This is a genomic window from Agrococcus sp. HG114 (assembly GCF_024723325.1).
Classification (GTDB): domain Bacteria; phylum Actinomycetota; class Actinomycetes; order Actinomycetales; family Microbacteriaceae; genus Agrococcus.
Genome location: NZ_JANQCH010000148.1, coordinates 1 through 5,235, shown reverse-complemented (window position 1 = coordinate 5,235; position 5,235 = coordinate 1). Strand labels below are relative to the sequence as shown.

Annotated in this window: 6 protein-coding genes and 1 pseudogene; all 7 read right to left on the bottom strand. The window is 74.3% G+C overall.

The window, feature by feature from the left end:
- Positions 1-379: pseudogene (locus NWP09_RS11535) on the bottom strand (primosomal protein N'); the annotation flags it as partial.
- 4 nt (positions 380-383) lie between these two features.
- Complete coding sequence (gene metK, locus NWP09_RS11530; protein ID WP_258275655.1) at positions 384-1,598, bottom strand: methionine adenosyltransferase; 1,215 nt, start codon at positions 1,596-1,598, stop codon at positions 384-386.
- Positions 1,595-2,809 carry a bifunctional phosphopantothenoylcysteine decarboxylase/phosphopantothenate--cysteine ligase CoaBC gene (gene coaBC, locus NWP09_RS11525; RefSeq protein ID WP_258275654.1) on the bottom strand — a complete coding sequence of 405 codons (1,215 nt, stop codon included), beginning with the start codon at positions 2,807-2,809 and terminating at the stop codon, positions 1,595-1,597. The genes metK and coaBC overlap by 4 nt, the downstream gene beginning before the upstream one ends.
- Entirely contained in the window at positions 2,809-3,069 is a 261-nt protein-coding gene (rpoZ, locus tag NWP09_RS11520; RefSeq protein WP_258275653.1) for a DNA-directed RNA polymerase subunit omega, read from the bottom strand. Before rpoZ ends, coaBC begins: the two co-directional genes overlap by 1 nt.
- A 113-nt stretch (positions 3,070-3,182) precedes the next feature.
- The gene (locus tag NWP09_RS11515; RefSeq protein WP_258275652.1) at positions 3,183-3,401 is read right to left on the bottom strand and encodes a hypothetical protein; all 219 of its coding nucleotides are present in this window, start codon (positions 3,399-3,401) and stop codon (positions 3,183-3,185) included.
- 112 nt (positions 3,402-3,513) lie between these two features.
- On the bottom strand, positions 3,514-4,227 hold the full coding sequence (locus NWP09_RS11510) for a GAF and ANTAR domain-containing protein (protein ID WP_258275651.1): 714 nt from the start codon (positions 4,225-4,227) through the stop codon (positions 3,514-3,516).
- Between the two features lie 100 nt (positions 4,228-4,327).
- The coding region (gene gmk / locus NWP09_RS11505) for a guanylate kinase (protein WP_258275650.1) at positions 4,328-5,235 on the bottom strand (908 nt) is incomplete at its 5' end.

The following is a 5,235-nucleotide window of genomic DNA, read 5'->3' as shown; positions in this document are numbered from 1 at the left end:
CGCCGCGATCGCGCGCGAGCCACGCCTTCTCGACCCGCGCCTGCCGCCCCGGGATCGCGACGCGCAGCACGTCGGCGGCGATGCCGGCCGCGCGGTCGGCGACCGCCCGCGCGAGCGACCACACCTCGGGCTGCAGCACCGGCACGGGTGAGATCACGCGCTCGACGTCGGCGACCTCGCCCTCCCAGTCGCGCGACTGGGCGACCTCGACGACGTAGCCGGAGGCGGCGCGCTCGTTGCGCAGCGGCACGCGCACGCGCACCCCCGGCTCGAGCTCGGCCATGCCCGGCGGCACGCGGTACTCGAACAGCCGGTCGAGCTGCGGCAGCCGGGAGTCGACGACGACGCGCGCGTACCGCTCGGGGCCGGCAGCGCTCAAGGCGTCACAGTCCCGCGGCGGCGCGCAGGGCGTCGACGCGGTCGAGCCGCTCCCACGTGAAGTCAGGCAGCTCGCGGCCGAAGTGCCCGTAGGCGGCCGTCTGGCGGTACTTGGGCTTGCGGAGGTCGAGGTCGCGCACGATCGCGCCCGGCCGCAGGTCGAAGACCCGCTGGATCGCCTCGCCGATCGCGACGTCGTCGATCGCGCCCGTGCCGAACGACTCGACGTAGAGCCCGACGGGCTGCGCCATGCCGATCGCGTAGGCCGCCTGCACCTCGAGCCGCTTCGCGAGGCCCGCGGCCACCGCGTTCTTCGCGACCCAGCGCAGCGCGTACGCCGCGGAGCGGTCGACCTTCGACGGGTCCTTGCCGCTGAACGCGCCGCCGCCGTGGCGCGCGGCGCCGCCGTACGTGTCGACGATGATCTTGCGGCCCGTGAGCCCCGCGTCGCCCTTGGGCCCGCCCGTGAGGAAGGAGCCCGAGGGGTTGACGATCGCGCGCATCCCGCTCGCGTCGAGCCCGAGCTCGGCGACCACCGGATCGATCACGTGCTCGATGACGGCGTCGCGGATCTCGTCGTTCGTGACCCCGGGCGCGTGCTGCGTCGAGACGAGCACGGTGTCGACGGAGACCGGCGTGAAGCCGTCGTAGCCGATCGTGACCTGGGTCTTGCCGTCGGGGCGCAGGAACGGGATGGCCTCGGAGCGCCGGACGGCGGCGAGCCGCTCGGCGAGCCGATGCGCGGCCCACGCGGTCGCCGGCATGAACGACGGCGTCTCGTCGGTCGCGAACCCGAACATGATGCCCTGGTCGCCGGCGCCGTCGCGGTCGAGCGGGTCGACGGAGCCGCCGCGCGCCTCGACGGCCGTGTCGACGCCGGTGGCGATCTCCGGGCTCTGCTCGCCGATCGAGACGGTCACGCCGCACGAGTTGCCGTCGAACGACACCTCGCTCGAGTCGTACCCGATGTCGACGATCACCTTGCGCACGAGCGAGGCGATGTCGACGTAGCCGGTCGTGCGGACCTCGCCCGCGACGTGCACGAGGCCAGTGGTCACGAGCGTCTCGACTGCGACGCGCGCCTCGGGGTCCTGCGCGAGCATCGCGTCGAGGATCGCGTCGGAGATCTGGTCGGAGATCTTGTCGGGGTGCCCCTCGGTGACGGACTCGGAGGTGAACAGGCGCAGGCTGCGCTGCGGGGTGCTCGGTGTGCTGCTCACTGGTGCTCCTCACTGGCGGCGGCGAGGCGCTGCGCGACCGTGTCGATGATGACCCTGGCCACCGACGCCTTCGTGCCCGACGCATCCGCGACCACGCCGTCGGCGTCGAGCACCCGCACGCGGGTGTCGACGCGGCCGAAGCCCTCGTCGTGCCCGACGCGGTTGAGCACGAGCAGGTCGGCGCCCTTGCGCGCGAGCTTGTCGCGCCCGCGCTGCACGAGCGCGTCGTCGTCGGGCTCCGTCTCGGCGCCGAACCCGACGAGCAGGCTGCGCCGCGGGGCGCGCGCGAGCTCGGCGAGGATGTCGGGGTTGAGCGCGAGGGTGAGCGTCGGGCGCTCGCCCCACGCCTCCTTCGTGCGCTTCTCGTCGGACGCGCCCTCGACGCGGTAGTCGGCGACCGCGGCGGCCATCACGACGACGTCGGCGTCGGCGCGCTCGAGCATCGCGGTGCGCAGCTGCTCGGTCGTCTCGACCTCGACGAGCTCGACGCCCTCCGGGGCCGGCACGTGCAGGTTGGCGCCCACGAGCGTCACGCTCGCGCCCGCGGCGCGAGCCGCGGCGGCCAGCTCGGCGCCCATCGCGCCGCTCGATCGGTTGCCGAGGAAGCGCACGGGGTCGATCGGCTCGCGCGTGCCGCCTGCGGAGACGACGACCGTGCGGCCGGCGAGCGCGCCGGGCTGCTGCGCGGCGCCCGCGGCGGCGAGTGCCGCTGCCACGACGTCGGTGGGCTCCGCCATGCGGCCGAGGCCCGTGTCGCCGCCCGTGAGCGCGCCAGCGACCGGCCCGACGATCGTCGCGCCGCGCTCGACGAGCGTGCGCACGTTGGCCTGCACCGCCGGCTGCTCCCACATCTCGGTGTGCATCGCGGGCGCGAGCACGAGCGGCGCGCGCGACGCGAGCACGGTCGTGCCGAGCAGGTCGTCGGCGAGCCCGGTCGCGAGCTTCGCGAGCGTGTTGGCGGTCGCCGGCAGGACCACGATCAGGTCGGCCGACTGCCCGAGGGCGACGTGGCGCACCGCGGCCACGTCGTCGAAGACCTCGTCGGTGACGGGGTTGCGGCTGAGCGCCTCGAGCGTCGGGCGTCCGATGAAGCGCAGCGCCGACGCGGTCGGCACGACGTGCACGTCGTGCCCCGCCTGCACGAGCTCGCGGATGGCGAGCGCGGCCTTGTAGGCGGCGATGCCGCCGGAGATCCCGACGACGACGCGCATCAGCCCTGCGCGGCCTCGTCCTTGGTCAGGACGAGCTTGTCCTGGTGGATCTCGTGCAGGGCGACCGAGAGCGGCTTGTCCTCGATCGTGGCGTCGACGAGCGGGCCGACGTTGTCGAACATCGAGCCCTCGTGGATGTCGGTGTAGTAGTCGTTGATCTGCCGCGCGCGCTTCGACGCGAAGATGACGAGCTGGTACTTCGAGTCGACCTTCTCGAGCACTTCGTCGATCGGCGGGTTGATGATGCCCTGCGTGGCCATGGGTGCCTCCTGCGGCGGTCTCGGGTGGCGGATGCGCGGGGTCGCCCCGCGGAAGGTCGTGGCGCCGGTGGGCGCAAGCGACCATCCTATCGCGCCGCCGCGCCCGGCGTGCTTCAGGTCGTGGGCTCCTGCGCGGCGCGCTCCGCGGCCCGCCGCTCGGCGGCCTGCGCGCGCGTGCGGGCGAGCGCCCTCGCCCCGGCCCACGCGATGAGGCCGAGGAGCTGCGCGAGGAGCACCCCGACGATGAGGGCGACGACCAGCTGCACCGAGGTCGCGGGCGCGGCCTGCTCGGCAGCGCCGATGTGCTGCAGCAGCACGGTGACGGTCTCCATGGTCCCTCGCACGCATCGGCTCGAACGGTTCGACGATGCGCGCTCCGGGGACCGGGGAGCACGATCTCCACCGAGGCTCCCATGCGGGAGCCTCGGTGTCAACGCCGTGCGGTCACTCGCCCATGCTTTGGGAGGCCGTCGGCAGCTGCAGCGTGCGCGCCACGACCTGCTCCGCGACCGACCGGAGCGTCGCGCCGCGGCTGCGGGCGTGCTGCCGCAGCAGCCGGAACGCCTCGTCGACGTCGACGCCCGCGGCCTCCGTCACCACGCCCTTCGCCTGCTCGATCACGATGCGGCTCTCGAGCGCGCGCTGGAGCTGCTCGGTGAGGAGCGAGCTCTCGCGGGTGCTCCGCTCGTGCATGATGCCGATCGTCGCGAGGTGCGCGAGCGCCTGGGCCGCCGCGGAGTCGGCGCCCGAGAGCTCGCCCTCCTGCTCGCGGAACAGGCCGATGCTCCCGATCGTCTCCGAGCGGAGGCGCATGGGGATCGCGTACGCCGACGCGTACCCCTGCACCCGCGCGGCCTCCCGGAACCGGCGCCACGAGCCTCCCGTCGCCCCCACGTCGGCGACCGAGATGATCGAGCCCGTCCGGTACGCCTCGACGCACGGCCCGTCGCCCGCGTTCAGCTGCATGATCTCGACGAGCTCCACCCGCTCGCTCGTGCTCGCGACGAGCTCGAGCTCGCCGCTGCTGTCGGTGAGCAGCAGTCCGCCTGCGTCGACGTCGAGCAGCTCGACGCACTCGAGCAGCACCGAGTGCAGCAGCTCGACGACGTCGTACTCCGAGGTGAGCATCTCGGCGAAGCGCACGAACGCCGCGCTCATCGCCGCGTCCCTCGATGCCGCATCCCTCACGATGACCTCCCGATCCTCGCCGGCGCGGGTCGCGCAGCGCTCGCGCAGCCGTCGTGGCCCTGCGCCGAGGCTAGCCCCGCTCGCCGGGAGCCGGCCGAGGGCGCTCCGACGGCGCGGGCCCCGTCGCGACGGAGCCGCGGTCGGCCTCCGCGGCGAGGATGCGCTCGACGACCTCCCGGGCGGCCTCGGCGACGTCGGCGTTGACGATCGTCGCGTCGAACTCCGGCTGGCTCGCGAGCTCGACCCTCGCGGTCTCGAGGCGACGCGCGCGCTCCTCCGCGGTCTCGGTGCCGCGGCCGACGAGCCGGCGCACGAGCTCCTCCCACGAGGGCGGGGCGAGGAAGAGCAGCACCGCGTCCGGGAACGACTCCCGCACCTGCCGCGCGCCCTGCAGGTCGATCTCGAGCAGCACCGACGAGCCCTCGTCGAGCGCGGCCTGCACGCTCGCGCGCGGAGTGCCGTAGCGCGAGAGGTTGTGGACGGTCGCCCACTCGAGGAACTCGCCCTCCTCGACCATGCGGTCGAACTCGGCGTCCGAGACGAACGCGTAGTGGACGCCGTCGATCTCGCCCGGCCGCGGCGCGCGCGTCGTGGCGCTCACCGAGTGGCGGATCTGCGGGAAGTGCTCGCGCACGTACTGCGCGACGGTGCCCTTGCCGACGGCCGTCGGTCCGGCGAGCACGATGAGTCGGGGGCGACGCGAGGGATCCACGACGTCAAGCCAAGCGCGAACCCGCTCGCGCTGCAAACCGCCGAGGCCGCCGAGCCGCTTGGCCGGTGCGATGCCGAGCTGCTGCAGCAGCGACGCGACCCGCTTGGGGCCCATGCCGCGGAGGCTCCCGAAGTACTCCGTGACGCGCAGCCGCCCCTCCGGGCCCTCGGGATCCTGCCACGCGCGCTCCGCGACGTCCCGCGGCCCCCGCTCGCTCGCGGCGAGCGCGCGCTTGACCGCCGCGCGCGCCCGGCGCGCCTCGACGG